Source organism: Bradyrhizobium sp. CCBAU 11430, from assembly GCF_028128855.1.
GTDB lineage: Bacteria > Pseudomonadota > Alphaproteobacteria > Rhizobiales > Xanthobacteraceae > Bradyrhizobium > Bradyrhizobium ottawaense.
In genome coordinates this window covers 81,109-102,706 of sequence record NZ_LBJV01000062.1, presented here as the reverse complement: position 1 = coordinate 102,706, position 21,598 = coordinate 81,109, and the positions used below count along the sequence as shown (strand labels likewise).

The following is a 21,598-nucleotide window of genomic DNA, read 5'->3' as shown; positions in this document are numbered from 1 at the left end:
AAAGACACCTATCCACAGGCGCAAGCGATCTGACGAGCCATGCATCGGGGCCGGACCGGGCCTGCCTGCTGCGAAGACAACTCGGGCTTGCGATATATTGCGGCCCGACCGGTCGCGAGCGCGGCGAGCGGCGACGTGGAGGGCCGTCGCGCGCGCCGCGCTCCGATGAGCTTCGGGCTGGGGGGCATAGCCCGGGTGCTCATCTATCTCGTGGTGGAGGACCGGCGGCACCAGATGTCAGCCGCCCTCACCTGTCCTCACCATTTGTAGGAAACGCTGGCGGTGACGCGCCTGCGGTCGCCGTAGAAGCAGGAGGTGGTCGACGCGCAACTCGCGACATACATCTTGTCGGTCACGTTGATCACGTTGAGCGCCGTCCGCCAGTTCTGCCATTCGTAATGGACCGCGAGATCGCCGAGCACCACCGCGGGAACCTCGAGGGTATTGGCAGTGTCGGCCCAGGACGCGCCGATGTAGCGAACGCCGCCGCCGAAACCAAATCCTTCCAGCGGTCCGTCCTTGAAGGTGTAGTCGGCCCAGCCCGAGACCAGGAGCTCAGGCGTGTTGGTCGGTGTCTTGCCGACGAGCGTCGGATCTAGATCCTTGCTGTTGAAGAGATGATAGGCCGTGAAGGAGCCGATGAACTTCAGCTCCTTCGTGGCATTGGCCACCGCTTCGAGCTCGATACCGCGCGAGGTCACCTCGCCCGTCTGGTTCTGCAGGACTGGAACGCTGCCCGGCAACGTCGTCGCGACGTTCTGACGGACCAGATCGAAAGCCGAGACCGTGAAATAACCGTCGAAGCCTTTTGGCGCGACCTTTACGCCGATTTCGGCCTGCTTGGCGGTCTCCGGCAGAAACAGCTGGTTCTGGGCGTTGAGCCCGATGATCGGATTGTAGCTCGTCGAATAGGAGACGTAGGGTGCGATGCCATTGTCGAAATTGTAGATCAGCCCGGCGCGGCCGCTGAACCTGCTGTCGTTGCGGCTCCCGACCGTGGCGCCGGTGTCACGCGTTTCCTGCGTCGTCTCGACCCAGTCATTGCGGCCACTCAGCACCAGCGTGAAGTTGCCGAGCTTCATCTGGTCCTGAAGATAAGTGCCGGCCTGCTTCTGAGTGATCAGGAAGTTCCGGAACGGAGCGGCCGGCAGTGCGACCTCGGCCGCCCCATAGGCGGGATTGAAGACGTTGATCGCGGGCACGCCACCCCCGAAGGCCTGGTAGTCGTCGATCTGGTATCCCTTCAGGTCGACGCCGAACAGCATCGTGTGCCTGACCGGGCCCGTATTGAAGCGATACTCGAGCTGGTTGTCGAGATTGGCCTGATTGGCAGTGTTCTTTGCATACCAATTGTACCGATTGAGCGTGGCCGTGTTGATATTGGCCCAATCGTTGCCGACATAGCCGCGGTAGGTAATGTCGACATGCGCAAAGCGGGCGTTCTGACGGAACGTCAGGTCCTCGGTGAGATTGCGCGCGAACTGATAGCCGAGCATCTCCTGCTCGCGCGTGAACTTGTCGACGCTGGGATCGCCGACGAAGAAGCTGGTCGGAATCTTGCCGAACGGTGCGTTGGTCACCGTGCCCTGGTAGGGCAGGAAGTTGATGCCGCGGGTGTCCTGCTTCGAGGCCGAGGCCAGCACCGTGAAGCTCGTGTCGGCGTCCGGCTTCCAGGTGAACGATGGCGCGATGAAGTAGTTGTTGTCGGGCGTGAAGTTGACCTGCGTGCCGCCGTTCTGGACCTGGCCGACCACGCGGGCGAACAGCTTGCCGTTCTCGGGGCTGGTCGCGACCGGCCCGCCGAAATCGAAGCTGACATAGGCGTTGCCGAAATTGTTGACGCCGGTCTCGACGTAGCGGATCGGCTCGGCGGGCGGCAACTTGCTGATGACGTTGACGATGCCGCTCGGGCTCGATCCACCGTAGAGCACCGCGGACGGACCGCGCAGCACCTCGACCCGCTCCATGTTCGGCGTCTGGAGCTTCCAGCTCGCATAGGAGGTGTAGAACAGCTGCATGCCGTCGAGGAACAGTCCGATGTCCTCGGACTTGAAGCCGCGGATCAGCCACCAATCGTTGCGGGTGTCCGTGCCAAACGTTCCCGCCCGCACACCGGCGGTGTAGCGCAGGACCTCATCGAGCTTGTTCGGCTTCTGGTCGCGGATCTGCTCGGCGCCGATGACGGACACCGACTGCGGCGTCTCGATGATCGGCGTGTTGGTCTTGGTGCCGGACGAGCTGCGACCCGCGACGTAGCCGTTCACCGGGCCGCGCGGCGTCTCGACGAAGCCGACGTTGCGCTGCAACTGCGGCCTGTTCCTGTTGGCAGTCTGCTCCGACGACCGCGGCGCTCGGCGCTGAGGGGTCGTGGCGGCGCGGCGGCGCGCTTCCGGCGCGGTGACGGTCACCGGCGGCAGGCTCGCTGCGCCACCCTGCGCGGACGATTGTGCAAGCGATGCCTGCGGCATCAAAACCCAAGCGGACGCGGTCGCCAACACGGCCGACCGCAGCATTCCCAGACTGTTCAACGCGCCACCCCGAAGCTGCATGTTCGATGCGTCATGCCGCCTGTCCCCGGACGGCATGCGCTCACCGGCGACGCTTATGGGAGGGCGCGAGAATTCCCTAATTGAAAGCTTCTTAGAAGGACTCTTAGAAGGGATCCAACATGTCGAGAGAACGCTGCGAGATCAGCGTGCGTTCTTCTCGCTCTCGAGCATCTCGGCGGCGATCGCCGTGAGCCGATCGACTTGACCCAGCAGCGTGTGGAACTCGGCTTCGCTAAGCTGTTCCAGCAGGCGCCGGTTGCGCTCCTGCGCGCCGTCGACGATCGCATCATGCGCGGCGAGGCCCGCCGCCGTCAGCGAGATCAGCACTTCGCGGCTATCTTTCGGATTAGCCGATTTCACGATCAGCTTGCGCGAGAGCAGATTTGCCAGCGCGCGGCTGATCTGTCCCTTGTCCTGGCCGACGGCCTCGGCAAGCCGCGCCACGCTCATCGGCGGCCGGCGGCCGAGCGAGGCGACGAGACCGAACTCGACCGAGGACAATCCGGTGAGGCGCTTGTAGCGCAGGATCGCACCGCGCTTGAGCAGATTGGCAAGCACCATCAGTCGCGACGACAGCATCACGGTGATCGGGGCCGACGGTTCGCTCTCGTCTGCGGGCGACGTCGCCCCGCCCCTGCTCTCGGTCTGGCTCATGATCCACCTCTGCCAAGAAAGCCCGAGCCTGCCAAGCCCGAGCCTGCCAAGCCCCGCCGCCCGCCTCATCAAATGCGACTAAGAGGCATTTGGAAGATCGTTGACATTGTCATCGAATTATCTTTCACTGGATCCAAGGCATCGAAAAGGCCCGGCCATCACGGCCAAAGCGGGAGGACCAGCATGACCATCACCCAGCGGGATCGTGATCTCGGCACGGCCTATGCGATGAAGCCGGCGCACACCCGCACCGAGCTGACCTCGGTCGTGCGCGGCACGCCGATGGGCGAACTGCTGCGCCGTTACTGGCACCCGGTCGGGCTCGTCGGTGACGCCACCGACACACCGAGGAAGGTCCGCGCACTGGGTGAGGATCTGGTGCTGTTCCGCGACAAGCATGGCCGCGCCGGCCTCTTGCACGCCCGCTGCTGCCACCGCGGCACTACGCTCTACTATGGCAAGGTCGAGGAGGACGGCATCCGTTGCTGCTATCACGGCTGGAAGTTCGACACCGAGGGCCACTGCCTGGAGCAGCCCTGCGAGCCCGACGGCGGCCAGTTCAAGGACAAGGTGCGCCAGCCCTGGTATCCGGTCGAGGAACGCTACGGACTGATCTTCGCCTATATGGGCCCGGCCGAGAAACGCCCGGTGCTGCCGGCTTACGAATGCCTGGAGACAATGGACGACGGCGAGCTGGTCGAGGCCGATGATTCCTCGATCGGCGGCGGTGGCCCCGCCATCATTCCGTGCAACTGGCTGCAGCATTTCGAGAACGTGGTCGATCCCTATCACGTGCCGGTGCTGCACGGCTCGTTCTCGGGCCCGCAATTCACCAACATGATGGCGTCGATCCCGGAGGTGACGTTCGAGAAATCGCCGCGCGGCGTCCTGGTCCGCTCCGAGCGCAAGCAGGACGACGGCAAGGTATTCTATCGCGTCAGCGAGGCTGCGCTGCCGACCTTACGCGTCGTGCCGAACCCGCGCGTCGCGCAGTTCGCGCGCGTCGAGTCGATCGGCTGGGTCCTTCCGATCGACGACGGCTCCTTCCGGATCTATGTCGCCGGCCGCGTCCAGGCTCCCGGCGACATCAGCCGCATGCGCTCGAAGTTCAACGGCAAGTTCTGGTGGGACATGACCGAGCAAGAGCACCAGCAATTTCCGGGCGATTACGAGGCCCAGGTCGGCCAGGGCGAGGTCACCGTTCATTCCGAGGAGCATTTCGGCCAGAGCGACCGCGGCATCCTGTTGATCCGGCGCATGCTGAGCGACCAGCTCGATGCGCTCGCCGCGGGCCGCGATCCGATCGGCGTCTCGTTCGATGCCGGCGCGCCTCCGGTCGCATTCGAAGCGGGGAATTACATCCGCGAAGGCTGATCTACCAGCTCCAAACGGAGCTGGACCGACAACGATAACAACGACAGATTGGGGGAAGCGATGGTCGATGTGACGTCACAGATGTCGGTGCAAACGGCTGCCGCGGCAAAGCCCCCGGCGCGGCGCTATTACGTGCTGGGGCTGCTCACCATCATCTACGCGCTGAACTTCCTCGACCGCACGATCTTCAACGTGCTGATCGAGCCGATCAAGAAGGAGTTCGCCCTCAGCGACACCATGATGGGCCTGCTCGCGGGCTTCGGCTTTGCGCTGTTCTATTCCCTGCTCGGCATTCCCATTGCGCGTGTTGCCGACCGGCTCAACCGCCGCAACATCGTGGCGTTGGCCTTTGCGTTCTGGAGCGCGATGACCGCGCTGTGCGGCGCGGCCACCAGCGTGACCTCGCTGGCGCTGGCGCGCATCGGCGTCGGCGTCGGCGAATCCGCGGGCTCGCCGGCCTCGCAATCGATCGTCGCCGACCTCTTCGCCAAGAATGAGCGCCCGCGCGCGCTCGGCATCTACGCCATCGGCACCTATCTCGGCGTCTTTCTCGGCTATTTCATCGGCGGCTACGTCAACCAGCACTATGGCTGGCGGATGGCCTTCTATGTCGCCGGCCTGCCCGGCATCCTGCTCGCACTGGTGCTGTGGCTGACGATCTCCGAGCCGAAGCGCGGCGCGATGCAGGAGAGTTTCGTGCCCGAGCCGCTCGGGCCGACGCTGCGCTTTCTCGCCTCGCAGCGCAGCTTCATCATCGTCCTGATCGGCTTCTGCCTCACCACCTACACGAACTACGCGACCGCGGCCTGGATCCCGCCGTTCCTGGCCCGCGTGCATCATCTGTCGAGCGCCGAGATCGGCACCTATGCCGGCACCTTCAAGGGCCTGGCCGGCATGGCCGGCACCCTGCTCGGCGGTTTCGTCGTGGCGCAGGTCAGCCGCCGCGACGACCGCTGGAAGTTGTGGGCGCCCGCGATCACCTCGGGACTCGCCGGGCCGGTGTTCGCGCTGTGCATGCTGACGCAGGATTTCGCGATGATGGTCGCCATGCTCGCGCTGACCTCGTTCCTGGTCGGCTTCCATCTCGGCCCGATCTTCGCGATCGCGCAGACGGTGGCCAAGCCCAGCATGCGCGCGCTCGCCTCCGCGCTGATTGCGCTCACCGCCACCTGCTTCGGCCAGGGTGTCGGCCCGCTCGCGGTCGGCATGGTCAATGACGCGCTGAAGGGCAGTTATGGCGCAGAGGCCGTGCGCTATTCCCTGCTCTCGGCGGCGGTCACGACCACGCTCGGCGCACTCCTGTTCATCTGGGCCGCCCGCGCGATCCGGGACGACATCGGCCGTGCCGCGGCCTGAGACCGGCCCGGTTGGGCCCGCCCGGCGAAACAGGCCGGGCGGCGAGATGAAACCATTTTGCGGAACCCGCGAAACCATCCGGAAACAGATGGTCCTTAAGACATGAGCCCATAGACGGCGGCAAAGCCCGTCGGGAGGCTCAGATGAACCACTCAATTCACTCTGCTGATCGTGCGACCCACCTGAAGATCGTGGTGGTGGCGCTGGTGGCTGGCATCACAGTGGCGGCCTTCGGGATCGCAGCCCGCACCAATGCCGATTACAGCCAGACCGCCCAGTCCACCCACGTGATCAAGGCCGGCAAGCCGGTGGTGGTGACGAGCGCCGGCACGTCCGAGATTCGCTGAAAGGTCCGCTTCCGGGCTGACCGATGGCCGCCTCCGGGCGGCCTTTTCGTTTTCCAGAGCAATGCTTAGCCGAGATACACCGTGCCAGCGCAACGTCCTTGACTTCACTCAGCCCCGCCTTTAATTCCCCCCTCGTTCCGCGCGCATCGAGCGAACCACGCGGGAGTAGCTCAGTTGGTTAGAGCGCCGGCCTGTCACGCCGGAGGTCGCGGGTTCGAGCCCCGTCTCTCGCGCCATTTTGGCAACCCCTTCATAGTCTTAGCTTGAACTTCTCGACTTCTGCCGCATCTGCGCCGGCGATTCCCTGCCGCTGGCGGGAACTCTCGGCATAGTCAGCCCGCGCCCGAATCGTCTACGTCTCAAAGGACTTAGAGGGATCCCCACGCATTCTCGGCTTTTCCAGGGATTCCCTGTCATTGGACAACCGGGGAGGCCAGTCATGGCTAAGAAGGATTCGGCCAAGAAGGATTCGGCGAAGAAGGTAGCCGCTCCCGCCACCATCACGCTCAAGCAGCTCGCCGCCGATATCGCCGAGAGCCAGGATCTGTCGAAAAAGCACGCCGAGGCGGTCCTGACCGACATGGTCGATTTGATCGCCAAGCACCTCAGGAAGGGCGACCGGGTCCGCATCGTCGGGCTCGGCATCCTCCAGGTCCGCAAGCGCGCCGCCCGGACCGGCCGTAATCCCGCCACCGGCGAGCCGATCCACATCAAGGCCAGCAAGAAGGTCACCTTCCGCCCGGTCAAGGAACTGAAAGAGGCGATCTGAGGCTACTCTTCGTTAAGCCTGATCCCACCTCCTTCCTGCCGCAACGCGGCCCGCTTTTCTGGTATACCGGCTGCTTCCCTGACCCCGGCGGTTTGACCAGAAATGTCCTCCCTCACCTTTTCGCATACCGTGACCGAGCGCTTCCTGCGCTACGTCACCATCGACACCCAGTCCGATCCGGAATCCCCTCACTCGCCCTCGACCGAGAAGCAGAAGGATCTCGGCCGCGTGCTCGCCGCCGAGCTGAAGGCCATGGGCGTCGCGGACGCCCATCTCGACGATTACGGCTACGTCTACGGAACGATCCCGGCCAACACCGACAAGAAGGTGCCGGTGATCTGCTTCTGCTCGCACATGGACACTTCGCCCGACGTCACCGGCAAGGACGTGAAGCCGCAAGTTCTGAGGAACTATCGCGGCGGCGACATCACCCTGCCGGGCGATGCCAGCCAAGTGATCCGCTTCAATGAGCATCCCGCGCTGAAGAACCAGATCGGCAACGACATCATCACCACCGACGGCACCACGCTGCTGGGCGCCGACAACAAGGCGGGGGTTGCCGAGATCATGGATGCAGCGCACTTCTTCATCAACAATCCCGATGTGAAGCACGGCACCATCAAGATCCTGTTCACGCCGGACGAGGAGATCGGCCGCGGCGTCGACAATGTCGACATCAACAAGCTGGGTGCCGATTTCGGCTACACCATGGACGGCGAAAGCGCCGGCTGCGTCGAGGACGAGACCTTCTCGGCCGACGGCGCCACCATCACCATCAACGGCGTCAGCGCCCATCCCGGCTACGCCAAGGGCAAGATGGAGCACGCGATCAAGATCGCGGCCGCCATCGTCGAGCGGCTGCCGAAGGAAGGCTGCTCGCCGGAGACGACCTCGGGCAAGCAGGGCTTTCTGCATCCGATCGGCATCGAGGGTGCGCTGGAACAGGCGAGGCTCTCGTTCATCGTCCGCGACTTCACCGAGGAAGGGCTGAAGGAGAAGGAGGTCCTGCTCGAGACCATCGTCAAGGACGTGATGAAGGACTATCCGCGCTCGACCTACACGTTCGAGGTGCGGGAGCAGTACCGCAACATGAAGCAGGTGATCGACCGTCACCCGCACGTGCTCGAATACGCTATCGAGGCGATCCGCCGCGCCGGCCTGCGCCCGATGCGCACCGCGATCCGCGGTGGCACCGACGGCTCGCGCCTGTCTTTCATGGGCCTGCCCTGCCCCAACATCTTTGCCGGCGAGCACGCGTTTCATTCGCGGCTCGAATGGGTCAGCCGGCAGGACATGGAAAAAGCCGTGCAGACCATCGTGCATCTCGCGATGATCTGGGAGGAGAAAGCCTGAAACTTCCTGCAGGCGTCCGTTATGGCCGGGCTTGCGCCCGGCCATTTGTTTTGGAACCTACGGCACCGGCATTGCGCGCGGGCTGCGGTGGAAGCGATTTGAGCTCGCCATCCAGTTCGGCAACGGCTCTCCGTCACGATGCCGTCCGCCAGCGACAGCCGCAGCCCAAGCCACCGCGGCGCCGATCAGGGTCGCGGCTGCGACCGAGAAGGCCACGATGATCGCGTTGCGCCGCGCGCGGTTGATGGCCGTCTTCGAGTCTGCGATCAGCACATCGACGCGCCGTTCGGCGTCAGGGGCCGCCAGTCCCGTTACTGCGGCAACCTGCTGCACGAGGTAGGTCCGGTCATCGGCGCTGACGCCGCTGTGGCTGGATGACGTCATGAGGACACGCCCCGCTTCGGCGCGGGCTTCCCTCAGATCCGTGTTTGGCGCGCGGCGGGGCGCGCGGAACAGCTTGTCGAGCTCATAGCTCAGCAGCGGCTCGGCTGCGGAGGTATTCCTCGCCGAGCTGCGCATCGGCGAACGGTCGATCGCAGCAGCGCCAAGAAGCGCCAGCAGAGCTGCGCCAGCCAGCACGGCCAATGCCCAGGCGGTCAGGCCATGCAGCCCGTCGCGCCGCTCGCCATCATCCTCGATCGTTGCAAGCGCAGGCGCCGGTCGCGTCGTCCGGCCAGCGATGTAGCCGCCGAAGCCGAAGCTGATGATCGCCTGGACGATCAGATAGAGCCCGGAGAGCAGCGCCAGCGCCGCCGAGGCATCGCGCCAAGTCGGCGAGGCCGAACTGACACCCAAGCCGACCGCGACACCGAAGCCGACCAGAATGAACGACATTGCGCCGGCGGCGAGAGCGCCTGCGAGCACCGAGCTCCACTGGATGGTCCGGCGGTCGTCGGCAGCCGTGGCACCGCGCTCCATCATGTTGTCGCGTACGAGGGTTTCCATTGCCGTTCTCTCAGCGCAGGCCGAAGAACGACAGGATCGCCATGACCACGACGATCAAGCCGATGAGATAAATCAGTCCGTCCATAGTCCCGTCCTCCTCAGTTTCTCCTGCTCGCTAAATCGCGAGATATGAGGAACGTTCCTAATTCGGCATCAATTGCGGAACGAACCGGCGAGACGGGCGTTGCCTGTTCGAGTCCCAAGGATGAAGATTGTGAGCACGAAGGCCTCAGCCGGTCAGCCCCGGGCTGGGGCCTTCCTTTTGCGCTTCCTGTCCTATGTTAGCGACGCCGGCTCTGCGATCATAAAGGATGCCACCGGGGCGGAACCTCCGGATCGGGGAGAGCCGCGTGGACCGCAGAACGGCGTGCCTTCATCAGGCAGATGCATTTCGGGAAAAGGCGATCGCCGATCCCGAGCAGCACGACAGATGGGTCAATGAAGCCATCAAATGGCTGGAGCGGCGATGGAAGCCGGCCGTTGCGCAATCGTCTCGGCCGAAGCCGGCGACACCGGCGATCTTCCAGAGGTGGCATGCGAAGCAGCAGCCGACGCTCAACTGGGCCTGATCACGCGCCAATGAGACGCGTGTTGGCGTTTGCGGCCAGCACTGCGGCAATTCTTCAAGGGACGTAACAATGTTGCAGGTCGACACTGTTCCCACCCCCATGCTAGGCCGGGCATAGACCGCAACCAGAGTGACGTCGTGCCCGCGAACCGCCAGCCCTCAGCAACTTGCCGCCGGCGCAACTGGCGCGGGCTGCTGTCTGTGCTGATCGCGGTTGCCTACCTGCTCGCGAGCGCGCTGCATGGCTCGCACGACATCGACGTCACCACGCCGGGCGGCGGCTCGGAGATCGCAGCGGTCCTTGATGGCCCCACGGGCCACAGCGACCACAAGGCCATCGGCGGACATCATTGCCATGGCTGCTTCTCGCTGACGGTGACACAGCCGCCGCCGGCGGCCGTTTCGGTCGCGCCTGCAGCCGCATCGAGCCCGCAGCCTGTACCCCGGCTCGCTGGAATTACCCCCGATACCGATTCCCCGCCTCCCAAACATATTGCCTGAACGGATTGGTCGGGCGTCCGCGCCCATTAGGTTCATCCTTCACAGGTCGGTTTTATGTTGCGCAGGAGAATGGCCGCGCGCCTGGCGTGCGCGGTGGCGTGTCTGATTGCTGGATCGGCGATTGCGCCGTCGCACGCCCAGACTTTGACGATGCGGAGCGCGCTGTCGCGCGCGCTGGCCGCGAGCCCACGGCTGACGGCGGCGGAGCGCGACGTCGGCATCGCCACGGGCCAGCGCATCCAGGCGGGCGCCCTGCTCAATCCGGAACTGTCCTACGAGCAGGACGATTCATTCGGCTCCGGCAAATATCGCGGGACCCGATCGGCCGAGACCACGCTCCAGATCAGCCAGGCCTTTGAGCTGTTCGGCAAGCGCGACGCGCGGATCGCGGCCGGCGCGGCCGGGATCGAGGTCGCCGCGATCCAGCGCAAGGCGGTCAGGCTGGAGGTGCTGTCGGAGACCGCGATCGCCTTCCTCAGCGTGCTCGGCGCGCAGCGACGCATCCAGATCCTCGACGAGCAGATTGCGGCGATCGACCGCTTGACGCCGCTCCTGCGCCGCCGCGTCGAGGCCGGCGCCTCCTCGCCGGCCGAGACTGGCCGCGCCGAAGTGGCCTCCGCCCTGGTGAAGGCCGACCGCGAACGCTTCAAGGCAACGCTGGCCAGCGCCCGGCGCGAGCTTGCCGTGCTGATGGGCGACGCATCCGCGAAATTCGGCGAGGTCTCCGGCCGTCTCGACACCATGGGCAAGCCGCCGACGTTCCAGTCGGTGGTCGCCGCCATCGATGCCAATCCGCAGTTGGTGCGCTGGACCGCCGTCTTCGCCCAGCGCAATGCCGAGCTGCTGCTGGCCCGGCTCAAGCCCTATCCGGACGTGCGGATCGCCGCCGGCTGGCGCCACTTCAACGAGACCAATGACGATGCGGTGCGGCTCTCCCTCTCGGTGCCGATCCCCGTGTTCGACCAGAACCAGGGCAATATCCTCTCGGCGCAGGAAAGCCTCGCCAAGACCAAGGCCGAGCGCGAGGCCAACCGCAACACCTTGATCGTGATTGCCGGCCGCGCCTACGACTCGTTGCAGGGCTCGCTGCGCGAGCTCGCCGTGCTGCGTGAGACCGCCATTCCCAAGGCCGTCGAGGCGTCCGAGGCGATTTCGCAAGGCTACGGCCAGGGCCGCTTCACCCTGCTCGAGGTACTCGACGCCGAGGCGAGCGTCACCCAGGCGCGGCTGCGCGAGCAGGAGGCGCTTCAGAATTTCCACGCAGGCGTTGCGACCATCGAAGGTCTCGTCGGCAATCCCTTCACGCTGGCGCGGGAGAGCGCACGATGAAGACGTCCTCCACCATTCTCGTCGCCATCGTTGCCGCCGCGCTCGGCGCTTACGGCTATTCCCTGCTCGCGCCGGCCACGCCCGCGCATACCGAGCACACTGAGCATTCCGAAAAGAAGCCGAACGACCATGTCGAGCAGGATGAGCACGGTGCCGACCGCATCCGCATCTCCGACGTCAAGCTGGCGGCCGCGGGCGTCACGCTCGCCGAGGCCGCGAGCGCGACCCTGACCGACACGCTCGCCTTCAATGGCATTCTGCGTGCCAACCAGGAAGCCGTGGTGCAGGTGACGCCGCGCTTTCCGGGCCTCGCCAAATCGATCCAGAAGCGCATCGGCGACAAGGTCGGCAAGGACGATCTGCTCGCCGCGATCGAGAGCAACCAGAGCCTCACCGTCTACGAGCTGAAAGCTCCCATTGCCGGAACCATCATCGAGCGACAAATCTCGCTCGGCGAATATGCCTCCGAACAGAAGCCGGCCTTCGTCGTCGCCGACCTCTCGACCATCTGGGTCGACCTGTCGATCTATCGGCAGGATCTCCGGCGCGTCCACCTCAACGACGAGGTGCTGATCGATCCCGACGATGGCCGCGGCGAGATCAAGGGCACGATCTCCTACATGGCGCCGATCGGCTCCAGCGAGACCCAGACAGCGCTTGCACGCGTGGTGCTGCAAAATCCGGATGGCCGCCTGCGGCCCGGCCTGTTCGTCACGGCGAGGCTGATCCTCGCCGCGCGCAACGTCGCGGTCGCCGTACGCCGCAGCGCGATCCAGACGCTGGAGAACCGGACCATCGTGTTCGTCCGCGAGGACGGCGACAAGATCGAGGCACGCCCGGTTGAAACAGGGGATTCCGATCCGCGCCATGTCGAGATCAAGGCCGGCCTGTCGGCCGGCGAGCACTACGTCGCCGAGAACAGCTTCGTCGTGAAGGCGGAGATGGGCAAGGGCGAGGCCGAACATGATTGAGCGCCTCATCGCCGTCTCGCTGCATCAGCGCTGGCTGGTCCTCCTGTTTGCGCTCGGCGCCATTGCTTTCGGGGCCTGGAATTTCCAGCGCCTTCCGATCGACGCGGTGCCTGACATCACCAACATCCAGGTTCAGATCAACACCCGCGCGCCCGGCTATTCGCCGCTCGAGACCGAGCAGCGCATCACCTTCCCCGTCGAGACCGCGATGGGCGGCCTGCCCAAGCTCGACTATACCCGCTCGCTGTCGCGCTACGGCCTCAGCCAGGTGACGGTCGTCTTCAAGGACGGCACCGACATCTTTTTCGCCCGCCAGCTCGTCGGCGAACGCATCCAGCAGGTGAAAGACCAGCTTCCGGCTGGCGTCGAGGTCGCGATGGGCCCGGTCTCGACCGGGCTCGGCGAGATCTTCATGTACACCGTGGAAGCCAAGACGGGCGCGAAGACGCAGGGCGGTCACGACTATTCGTTGACCGATTTGCGCACCGTGCAGGACTGGATCATCAAGCCGCAGCTTCGCAACGTGCCAGGGGTGATCGAGGTCAACACCATCGGCGGCTTCGAGCGGCAATTCCACGTGCTGCCGGACCCGGGCAAACTGATGGCCTACCGGCTCGGCTTTCGCGACGTCATGACGGCGCTCGCCGCCAACAACGCCAATGTCGGCGCCGGCTATATCGAGCGCAACGGCGAGCAATATCTGGTTCGCTCCCCCGGCCAGGTCGGCAATATCAGCGAGATCCAGGACATCGTCATCGGCTCGCGCGGCGGAAATCCCGTCAGGATCAGGGATGTCGCGACCGTCACGGAAGGCCGCGATCTGCGCACGGGCGCCGCGACGCGCGATGGCGAGGAGACCGTGCTCGGCACCGCCATGCTGCTGATCGGCGAGAACAGCCGCACGGTGGCCCGCCGCGTCGCGGCCCGGCTCGAGGACATCGCCAAATCGCTGCCCGATGGCGTCGTGACGCGAACCGTCTACGACCGCACCGATCTGGTCGAAGCCACCATCCGTACCGTCAGGAACAACCTCCTCGAAGGCGCCGCCCTGGTGGTGGCGGTGCTGTTCCTGATCCTCGGCAACATCCGCGCCGCCCTCGTGGTGGCCTGCGCCATTCCGCTGTCCATGTCGATGACGATCACCGGCATGGTCGAGACGAAAGTCAGCGCGAACCTGATGAGCCTCGGCGCGATCGACTTTGGCATCATCGTCGACGGTGCCGTGATCATCGTCGAGAATTGCCTGCGCATGCTGGCCGCGGCCCAGCGCGAGAAAGGCGGCCTGCTCACGACCTCTGAGCGGCTCCGTGCGATCCTGCGCGGGTCCAGCGAGGTGATCAAGCCGAGCCTGTTCGGAACGCTGATCATCGCCGTGGTCTATCTGCCCGTGCTGACGCTGACGGGCGTCGAGGGCAAGATGTTCACGCCGATGGCGCTGACCGTGCTGATGGCGCTGGGCGCCGCGGTGCTGTTCTCCATCACCTTCGTGCCGGCGGCCGTCGCCATCTTCGTCACCGGCAAGGTGTCCGAGCACGAAAACCTGTTCATGCGCATGGCCAAGCGCGCCTACCTCCCCCTGCTCCGCTTTGCCATCGACAACCGGCTCGCGGTCGCCGTCATGGCCGCATTCATCGTGGTCGCAAGCGGCATCGCCGCTTCGCGAATGGGCGGCGAGTTCATTCCGAGCCTGGACGAAGGCGACGTCGCGCTGGCCTCGATCCGGATTCCCGGCACCAGTCTGACGCAATCGCTGGACCTGCAGAAGGCGCTGGAAAAGCGCATCACGCAGATTCCGGAGGTGAAGGAGTTCTTCACCCGCATCGGCACCGCCGAGATCGCGACCGATCCGATGTCGCCGGCGCAGACGGATGGCTACATCATGCTGAAGCCGCGCGCCGAATGGCCCGACCCGGGCAAATCGAAATCGGAGGTGATCGAAGCGATCGACAAGGCCGCCGACGACATTCCCGGCAGCGCCTATGAGATCTCCCAGCCGATCCAGTTCCGCGTCAACGAGCTGATCTCGGGGGTGCGCAGCGACGTCGGCGTCAAGATCTTCGGCGATGACCTCGACATCCTGCAAGGCGCCGCCAAGCAGGTCGAGGCCGCGATCCGCGGCGTCCGCGGCGCCAGCGACGTCAAGATCGAGCAGGTCGCAGGGCTTCCGATCCTCACCGTCCGCCTCGATCGCCAGGCGCTCGCCCGCTACGGCCTGAGCGTCGGTGAGGTGCAGGGCATCGTCGAGATCGCGGTCGGCGGCAAGTCGGCCGGCAAGCTGTTCGAGGGCGACCGCCGCTTCGATATCGTGGTTCGCCTGCCGGAGCATCTACGCGGCAATCTCGAGGCGATCCGGGCGATCCCGATCCCTCTGCCGCCCGGCGAGGACGCCGCAACCGCCACGGCCGTTCGCACCGCGCTGTCCGCCTCCCCGCTCACCCAGATGCGCTACGTGCCGCTGTCGTCGGTTGCAACCGTGGATGCCACGCCCGGCCCGAACCAGATCAGCCGCGAGAACGGCAAGCGGCGCATCGTCGTCACGGCCAATGTCCGCGCGCGCGACCTCGGCTCCTTCGTGGCCGAAGCCGAGACGGCGGTCGCGGAGAAGGTCAAGCTGCCACCCGGCTACTGGATCGGCTGGGGCGGCCAGTTCGAGCAGTTGGTCTCCGCGACAAAACGGCTGATGATCGTGGTGCCGGTGGCGCTGCTGCTGGTGTTCCTGCTGCTGTTCATGGGCATGGGGTCGGCGGCGGACGCAGCGCTGGTGTTTTCCGGCGTGCCGCTGGCGCTGACCGGCGGCGTCGCCGCGCTCTTGCTGCGCGGTATTCCGCTTTCCATCAGCGCCGGCGTCGGCTTCATCGCGCTGTCGGGCGTCGCTGTCCTCAACGGCCTCGTCATCATCGCCTTCATCGAGCGCCTGCGCAGCGAGGGGCGGCCCATCGCGGACGCCGTGCGCGAGGGGGCGCTGACGCGGCTGCGCCCGGTGCTGATGACCGCGCTGGTCGCCTCGCTCGGCTTCGTGCCGATGGCGCTCGCGACCGGTGCCGGCGCCGAGGTGCAGCGGCCGCTGGCGACCGTGGTGATCGGCGGCATCATCTCCTCGACCGTGCTGACATTGCTGGTGCTGCCCGCGCTCTACGTGCTGTTCCGCCGTGACGTCGCAAACGAAACGCCTACAATGGCAGCTGATTTGGCGACGTCCGGGGAGCGCTAGAATTGGGCAGCCACGACCATCACGGTCATCATCACCATGATCACGCCGACCATGGTCCTGGTCATGGTCACGACCACGGTCACGGCCATGTCCATGCGCCCGCCAATTTCGGCAAGGCGTTCGCGATCGGCATTTCGCTCAACGCCGCCCTCGTCGTGGCCGAGGCGGTCTACGGCTATCTCGGCAATTCCACCGCCCTGCTCGCGGACGCCGGCCATAATTTGTCCGACGTGCTCGGACTGGTCGTGGCCTGGGGCGCCTCGATCGCGGCACGGCGCGCGCCGAGCGGACGCTTCACCTACGGTTTTCGCGCCTCCACCATTCTGGCGGCACTGGCCAATGCGGTGTTCCTGCTGGTCGCAACCGGCGCAATCGGCTGGGAGGCGATCCTGCGCCTGCGCGAGCCGGAGCCGGTCGCGGGCGTCACGGTGATGGTGGTCGCCGGCATCGGCATCCTCATCAACGGCTTCACGGCCATGCTGTTTGCGAGCGGCCGCAAGGACGACATCAACGTCGAAGGCGCCTATCTGCACATGGCCGCCGACGCAGCGGTCTCGCTTGGCGTCGTGGTCTCGGCGGCGCTGATCATCTGGACCGGCTGGCTCTGGCTCGACCCCCTCACCAGCCTCGTCATCTGCGCCACCATCCTGTGGAGCACGACCAGCCTGTTGCGCGGCTCCATCGACATGTCGATGGCGGCAGCGCCCAAGGGCACCGACCTCGCCGCGATCAGGTCGTTCTTGCTCGCGCGTCCCGGCGTGTCCGCGATCCACGATCTCCATGTCTGGCCGATCTCGACCACCGAGACGGCGCTGACCTGCCACCTCGTCATGCCCACTGGGGCTGGCGATACCTTCCTGATGGAGACGGCGCAGCTCCTGAAGACGACCCATCGCATCGGCCACACCACGCTTCAGGTCGAGACCCATCCGGACAATGGCTGCGCGCTGGCGCCGGATGATGTGGTGTGACCGCGTCTATGCCTCGCCGCGCTCGGCCCGCTCGGACTTGGCCCCGGCCCTGAGCCAATCGAACAGCACACTCCCCAGGATCGCGCTCGAGCCGGCGAGGAAGGGAATGACGTAGTACGCGTAGCGATTGAGCCCATAAACGAGGAAGGTCGGAAATGCGGCGCTGGCCAACGCCAGCAGGATCATCAAGCTACCGCCGGCAACAAGGCGGCCGGTCGGCCACCGCACCAAACCCGCATGGCTCGCAGGGACGCCAATCAGAAGCACGAGAGCGAGGCCGAGTGTCGCCGCGGACAGCCACCAGATCGGACCCGGGAAATCGTCGTATTCAGTCGAAACCTCCACCCCGCAGCACAGCGCGACCAGCTCCGAGTTGGGCGCGTAGCCACGCGCAAAAAGGCGGTTCAGGGTGAGCTGAAGCCGATCCGCGGAGAGCAGCCGCGACAGTGGCCACCAGGGTTTGTAGTAGTCGTGAACCAACTGTCCGGACTTCAACCCGGTCGGGCTGCCAAAGAACGGGAACCTGTCGCGGTCCATGAAATATTCGTAGCCCTGCGGATTGGGCGTCCGCCGCGCAACCGAATTTGCGTCGAACAGCAGGAAGTACATTTCCCGGAGAAAGTGCTTCGTGAGGTGTCGATAGAGCGTCGACGGCGTCGTCAGCGTTTCGATGAAGATGTCACGCACGACCCGCTCGATATCCACTTCGCTGTCGCCGGGCTTCGCCAGCCGGTGTATCGCGCCGAACGGCCACTGATAGACACCGGTGTCCGGCCATCCCTGAGGAGTGTCCGCAGCCCGCATCTGCTCGACGTATCCCCGCGCCTGCGCCTTCCGGTCGAGATGAACGCCGTGCTCGAAATCGCCGGAATAGCCGACCACGAAGGCCATCGCGGCCACGATCTCGTTGCCGGCGGGGCGTTTGCCGATCGCCAAGTTGATCGCCGCCGGCGTCAGGTAGACGGCCGAAGCGAAAACGCCTGCCAGTGCAAGCACGCCAAGCCGGCGCAGGAGCCCTGCGTCCAGCACCACCACCAGCCACAACAGAATGACCCCGGCCTGACCTATCGCCGCCGACCGGCATGTCATCACGGCGCCGAGCGTCAAGCCCACGGCCGCTGCGGCCGGCAACGCCGGCCATTTCCTCAATGCGACGCCCGCGGCGATGAAGGCCGCAAGACTGACCAGGAAGTTGGAGATCGTCTCCGCACCAATCGTGTTGTCGTAGTGGACGATGCGGCCGTGCAACGTCGCAAGACAAAAGGCCAACAGCGCGAAGAAACGCGGCGCGCCGGCAAAACGCACGATCCCTGCAACGAAAAGCGCAGTGCCGATGCTCATCAGGTGCTGCGCGATGACGAAGACGAGGATGTGCGGGCCGAACAGTTTTGACAGCAGCACAAGGAAGGCGGCCACGCCGTACGGCCGCTTCATCATATCCTCGAGATATTGTCCTCTCAGGATGGATTCGGCCTGTATGATATAGGCCGCGCTGTCCTCATGGATGAAGTGATCCGGCCAGTTCATCAGGAAAGCAAGATGAACCATCAAGGCCAGGCCGATTGCGCAAACCCAGACCCAGAACCACGCAATAGAGACTGCCCACCGGGGCAAGGCGGACCAAAGACCAGTGCGCTGGCTCAGTGCTGGATTCATCTTCAATGCTCGCAACCGGGAGTTGGGGGCGACTACGTCGCCTTCGCGGTCACGATCCAGATCGCGCCCTGCAACGCGACGCTCTGCTCCTTCTGGAACGGCGCGAGCATCTCGCGGATCGAGGCTTTTGCGGCCGCATACGTCTCCGGCGGGTGTCCCTGCAGCGCGCGGCTGGCGGGACCGATCTGCAGGGCACCGTCAACCGCGGCATCGAGGCCGCCACCGATCGCGACATCCATCTCCAGATTATGCGGCTCCATCGCCATGTCGACGAAACCCGCTCCCTTCAGGATGCGCATCACACGCTCCTCCGAGGCGAACGCGAACGGGCCCGGCTCCTCCGGCCCGACCGGCGGCATCTTCGGCACGTGCTTGTAGACCGCCATCAGCGGCGCCATCATCCACGGGTTTTCCTTTGGCTCGCGCCAGCAGGCGAAGGCGAGCCGCCCGGTCGGCTTCAACGCGCGCCGCAAGTTGCTGAAGGACGCAATGGGATCGGCAAAGAACATCACGCCGAAGCGCGAGGCCAAAAGATCGAAGCTCGCCGGCTCGAACGGATGCACCGTTGCATCCGCCAGCACGAAATCGAGCGGCAGGCCTTTTGGCGCGAACGCGCGCGCCTGGGACAGCATCGGCTCTGACACATCGAGGCCGAGCGCAAACCCATCGGGCGCCACCGCCTTGGCGAACGCGAACGTCGTCGCACCGGAGCCGCAGCCGACATCGAGGACGCGCTCCCCGGGCCTCGGCTTGGCGCGGTCGATCAGCGCCGCGGCAATCGGTCCGAGCAGGCTCTCCTGCGCCGCATGGCGATCGGCCCAGCGCTGGCCGCTCGGGCCGTTCCAATAGGCGATCTGGTCGGCGTTTTGCTCGTGTCCGCTCGGCTGCTGCATGGTGTTCCCGGTCATTCCCATTCGCGATGCCCATCCCGTCGGTTTTGCAACCGCACAGGGGCGATACCACGTCGGGATGGCGGGCGCACCCCTTCAAGGAGTCAAGGCGGGTCGCGCGCCGGGCCCGGAATTACGAGATTGCGATGGTCGAACGGCCTCGGCTCATGCGACGCGCTTCGCGCAGGCACGCCCGGCAGACATGTCGGTAGATGAGATCCAGCAGAGCACACATTGGCCAACCCTCCGTTGTGACTTGCGGGCGGACATTGGCCTATTGCCCGTACGGGCGCCTGTGATGTTCGTCACATTAGGTGTCTTTGCCTCCAGGGCATACTCCGACTACTCTGATCACATTGCGATTTGGGGCTGCAATGGGCACGATTCGGATTCTATTTTTTCTGACGATATTCTGCCTGGGCTGCGGATCGGCGCACGCTGAAAAGCGCGTGGCTCTCGTCATCGGCAATTCCGCCTACAAGAGCGTGCCCCGGCTGACCAATCCGGTGAACGACGCCTCGCTGGTCGGAGGCATGTTCAGGAAGGCCGGCTTCGACACCGTGGACGTCAAGCTCGACCTGAGCGTCGTCGACATGCGCAAGGCCCTGCGCGAGTTCGGCAGCAAGGCGCGCGAGGCCGACGTCGCCGTCATCTATTATGCCGGCCACGGGATCGAGCTGGACGGCAACAATTATCTCGTTCCGACCGACGCCGCGCTGGAAACCGATACCGATGTCTTCGACGAGGCTTTCCCGCTCGATCGGCTGCTGTTCGCCATCGAGCCGGCCAAGCAGCTTCGCCTCGTCATTCTCGATGCCTGCCGCGACAATCCGTTCGCCAAGACGATGAAACGGACGGTGGCCGCGCGCGCCATCGGCCGCGGCCTCGCCAAGGTCGAGCCGACCAGCCCGAACACGATGATCGCCTTCGCCGCCAAGGCCGGCTCGACGGCCTCGGACGGCGACTCCAAGAACAGCCCGTTTGCCGCAGCCCTGGTCGAACGGCTGCCGACACCCGGCCTTGACCTTCGCAAGGCGTTCGGCTTCGTCCGTGACGACGTCCTCAAGAACACCGGTTACAAGCAGGAGCCCTATGTCTACGGCTCGCTCGGCGGCGACGACGTCCCGCTGATTGCGGCGAAACCTGTCGTCGCCGGACCCCAGGCAAATCCCGATAGCGAGATCCGGCGCGACTACGAATTGGCGCTTCAGCTTGGGACACGCGACGGATGGACCGCCTTCCTCAACCGCTTTCCGAGCGGCTTCTATACCGATCTCGCCAAAGGCCAGTTGAACAAGATCGCCGCCGAGGAAACCCGTGCGACCACGGCAGACAAGGCCCGGCAGGCGGAAGAGGAGAAGGCCCGCCTCGCCGCCGAGCGCGCCAACAAGGCCGAGCAGGAGAAGGCGGCAGCCGCGGCCAAGGCGGCCGAGGACAAGCGTCTCGCCGCCGAGAAGGCCAAGCAGATCGAGGAAGCCAAGGCGGCCGCAGCCGAGCAGCGGCGGAAGGACGCCGAGGCGGCAGCAGCAAAGGCCCTGGCCGACAAGCAGGCCGCCGAGAAACAGGCCTCAGGCAATGCGGAGCAGAAGATCGCGGCCGTTGCGCCCTCTTCGACTCCGCCGGAGATGTCGCCGCAGGAAATGACCAAGCTTGTCCAATCGGAGCTGCGCCGCGTCGGCTGTCTGACCGCCGCTGCGGATGGCGAATGGAATGCCTCTTCACAGCGATCGCTCACGCTGTTCAACAAATACGCCGGCACCAGATTCGACGCCAAGCTCGCGAGCTTCGATGCGCTCGACGCGATCAAGGCCAAGCCGGGGCGCGTCTGCCCGCTGATCTGCGACCACGGCTTCAAGGCCGACGGCGACACATGCACCAAGATCGCCTGCCGCGCCGGCTACCGCGTCAATGACGACAACGAATGCGAGAAGGTGCAGGAGAAGAAGCCGGTCGCCACGCGCGATGAACCCAAGAAGCGGGATGAGCAGCGCAGGCAGGTCGAAACCGCACCGGCGAAGCCGCAAGCATCAGGTCAAATCCTCTGCAACGACGCCGGCTGCCGGGCAGTGAAGCCCGGGTGTCGAATCGAGCGTTTGAGGGTCGGAGGCCAGTACGGGTCTGCAGCGCATCAGGTTGAAGTGTGCAACTGATCGG

Annotated in this window: 17 protein-coding genes and 1 tRNA gene; 13 read left to right on the top strand and 5 right to left on the bottom strand. The window is 65.2% G+C overall.

Annotation, left to right across the window (positions count from 1 at the left end; genetic code table 11):
* Positions 1–257 precede the first annotated feature (257 nt).
* Both XI04_RS21965 and XI04_RS21960 read right to left on the bottom strand, forming a co-directional pair.
* Positions 258–2,513: a TonB-dependent siderophore receptor gene (locus tag XI04_RS21965; protein WP_028141455.1), complete on the bottom strand. Its 2,256-nt coding sequence runs from the start codon at positions 2,511–2,513 to the stop codon at positions 258–260.
* Between the two features lie 177 nt (positions 2,514–2,690).
* Positions 2,691–3,203, bottom strand: a complete 513-nt coding sequence (locus XI04_RS21960; protein WP_038948739.1) for a MarR family winged helix-turn-helix transcriptional regulator — start codon at positions 3,201–3,203, stop codon at positions 2,691–2,693.
* 183 nt (positions 3,204–3,386) lie between these two features.
* On the opposite strand from XI04_RS21960, the gene XI04_RS21955 reads away from it, so the two are divergent.
* From XI04_RS21955 to pepT, 6 genes are all read left to right on the top strand, one after another.
* Entirely contained in the window at positions 3,387–4,577 is a 1,191-nt protein-coding gene (locus XI04_RS21955) for an aromatic ring-hydroxylating dioxygenase subunit alpha (protein ID WP_028141453.1), read from the top strand.
* Between the two features lie 60 nt (positions 4,578–4,637).
* Positions 4,638–5,933: a spinster family MFS transporter gene (locus tag XI04_RS21950; protein WP_028141452.1), complete on the top strand. Its 1,296-nt coding sequence runs from the start codon at positions 4,638–4,640 to the stop codon at positions 5,931–5,933.
* A 143-nt stretch (positions 5,934–6,076) separates the two neighbouring features.
* Positions 6,077–6,280, top strand: a complete 204-nt coding sequence (locus XI04_RS21945; protein ID WP_018320134.1) for a hypothetical protein — start codon at positions 6,077–6,079, stop codon at positions 6,278–6,280.
* Positions 6,281–6,439: 159 nt separating this feature from the next.
* Positions 6,440–6,516 (top strand) — tRNA-Asp (locus XI04_RS21940).
* Between the two features lie 203 nt (positions 6,517–6,719).
* Positions 6,720–7,049 carry an HU family DNA-binding protein gene (locus tag XI04_RS21935; RefSeq protein ID WP_038948742.1) on the top strand — a complete coding sequence of 110 codons (330 nt, stop codon included), beginning with the start codon at positions 6,720–6,722 and terminating at the stop codon, positions 7,047–7,049.
* 102 nt (positions 7,050–7,151) lie between these two features.
* The gene (gene pepT, locus XI04_RS21930; protein ID WP_028141449.1) at positions 7,152–8,402 is read left to right on the top strand and encodes a peptidase T; all 1,251 of its coding nucleotides are present in this window, start codon (positions 7,152–7,154) and stop codon (positions 8,400–8,402) included.
* Between the two features lie 57 nt (positions 8,403–8,459).
* Here the strand turns inward: pepT and XI04_RS21925 are convergent, their stop codons facing one another.
* Positions 8,460–9,347, bottom strand: coding sequence for a hypothetical protein (locus XI04_RS21925; RefSeq protein WP_271608992.1), 888 nt, complete (start codon positions 9,345–9,347; stop codon positions 8,460–8,462).
* Positions 9,348–9,697: 350 nt separating this feature from the next.
* On the opposite strand from XI04_RS21925, the gene XI04_RS21920 reads away from it, so the two are divergent.
* From XI04_RS21920 to XI04_RS21895, 6 genes are all read left to right on the top strand, one after another.
* Positions 9,698–9,916: a hypothetical protein gene (locus XI04_RS21920; protein ID WP_244429127.1), complete on the top strand. Its 219-nt coding sequence runs from the start codon at positions 9,698–9,700 to the stop codon at positions 9,914–9,916.
* Positions 9,917–10,053: 137 nt separating this feature from the next.
* Positions 10,054–10,416 carry a hypothetical protein gene (locus tag XI04_RS21915; protein ID WP_038948747.1) on the top strand — a complete coding sequence of 121 codons (363 nt, stop codon included), beginning with the start codon at positions 10,054–10,056 and terminating at the stop codon, positions 10,414–10,416.
* A 54-nt stretch (positions 10,417–10,470) separates the two neighbouring features.
* Entirely contained in the window at positions 10,471–11,745 is a 1,275-nt protein-coding gene (gene ihpA, locus XI04_RS21910; RefSeq protein WP_028141445.1) for a divalent metal ion exporter subunit IhpA, read from the top strand.
* The gene (gene ihpB, locus XI04_RS21905) at positions 11,742–12,716 is read left to right on the top strand and encodes a divalent metal ion exporter adaptor subunit IhpB (protein ID WP_028141444.1); all 975 of its coding nucleotides are present in this window, start codon (positions 11,742–11,744) and stop codon (positions 12,714–12,716) included. The genes ihpA and ihpB overlap by 4 nt, the downstream gene beginning before the upstream one ends.
* Entirely contained in the window at positions 12,709–15,927 is a 3,219-nt protein-coding gene (locus XI04_RS21900; protein ID WP_271608993.1) for an efflux RND transporter permease subunit, read from the top strand. The genes ihpB and XI04_RS21900 overlap by 8 nt, the downstream gene beginning before the upstream one ends.
* 2 nt (positions 15,928–15,929) lie before the next feature.
* The gene (locus XI04_RS21895) at positions 15,930–16,898 is read left to right on the top strand and encodes a cation diffusion facilitator family transporter (RefSeq protein WP_271608994.1); all 969 of its coding nucleotides are present in this window, start codon (positions 15,930–15,932) and stop codon (positions 16,896–16,898) included.
* A 6-nt stretch (positions 16,899–16,904) separates the two neighbouring features.
* Here XI04_RS21895 and XI04_RS21890 read toward each other — a convergent pair whose 3' ends face one another.
* Positions 16,905–18,554 carry a hypothetical protein gene (locus XI04_RS21890; protein ID WP_271608995.1) on the bottom strand — a complete coding sequence of 550 codons (1,650 nt, stop codon included), beginning with the start codon at positions 18,552–18,554 and terminating at the stop codon, positions 16,905–16,907.
* A 32-nt stretch (positions 18,555–18,586) separates the two neighbouring features.
* The gene (locus XI04_RS21885; protein ID WP_028141440.1) at positions 18,587–19,447 is read right to left on the bottom strand and encodes a class I SAM-dependent methyltransferase; all 861 of its coding nucleotides are present in this window, start codon (positions 19,445–19,447) and stop codon (positions 18,587–18,589) included.
* A 371-nt stretch (positions 19,448–19,818) separates the two neighbouring features.
* Between XI04_RS21885 and XI04_RS21880 the strand changes: the two genes are divergently transcribed.
* Positions 19,819–21,594, top strand: coding sequence for a caspase family protein (locus XI04_RS21880; protein ID WP_271608996.1), 1,776 nt, complete (start codon positions 19,819–19,821; stop codon positions 21,592–21,594).
* Positions 21,595–21,598: the final 4 nt, after the last annotated feature.